This window comes from Vibrio eleionomae (assembly GCF_009874545.1).
In the GTDB taxonomy this organism is placed as follows: domain Bacteria; phylum Pseudomonadota; class Gammaproteobacteria; order Enterobacterales; family Vibrionaceae; genus Vibrio; species Vibrio nitrifigilis.
This window is the reverse complement of the sequence record NZ_WEKT01000129.1, coordinates 1-514: the sequence shown is the minus strand read 5'-3', so window position 1 is coordinate 514 and position 514 is coordinate 1. Positions and strand designations below refer to the sequence as shown.

Below are 514 nucleotides of genomic sequence, written 5' to 3'. Positions count from 1 at the left end.
ATAATTGAGAACTTTTACAAACATTCTAAAAGAATGTTTTGTCAGCTTTCCAAATTATTAAAGAGCAAAGATTCACTTTCTATAAAGAAAGAAACCATTTTTAAGAACACTTAAGNAAATGTGCTTAAAGATGGTGGAGCTATGCGGGATCGAACCGCAGACCTCCTGCGTGCAAGGCAGGCGCTCTCCCAGCTGAGCTATAGCCCCATCGGTATTGTTCTTCTAAAGAAGAATTGGTGGGTCTGAGTGGACTCGAACCACCGACCTCTCGCTTATCAGGCGAACGCTCTAACCACCTGAGCTACAGACCCACTAGGTGCTCTATTAAACCGTATCAATCTGTGTGAACACTCATCGCAATAATNTTATCGTTAAGGAGGTGATCCAGCGCCAGGTTCCCCTAGCGCTACCTTGTTACGACTTCACCCCAGTCATGAACCACAAAGTGGCAAGCGTCCCCCCGAAGGTTAAACTACCTGCTTCTTTTGCAGCCCACTCCCATGGTGTGACGGGC

2 tRNA genes and 1 rRNA gene are annotated in these 514 nt (G+C 46.3%); all 3 read right to left on the bottom strand.

The features are described 5' to 3' along the window. Positions 1-131: 131 nt before the first annotated feature. A tRNA-Ala gene (locus F9817_RS23780) sits at positions 132-207 on the bottom strand. A 27-nt stretch (positions 208-234) separates the two neighbouring features. Continuing rightward, a tRNA-Ile gene (locus F9817_RS23775) sits at positions 235-311 on the bottom strand. A 61-nt stretch (positions 312-372) separates the two neighbouring features. Beyond that, a 16S ribosomal RNA gene (locus F9817_RS23770) occupies positions 373-514 on the bottom strand; the annotation flags it as partial.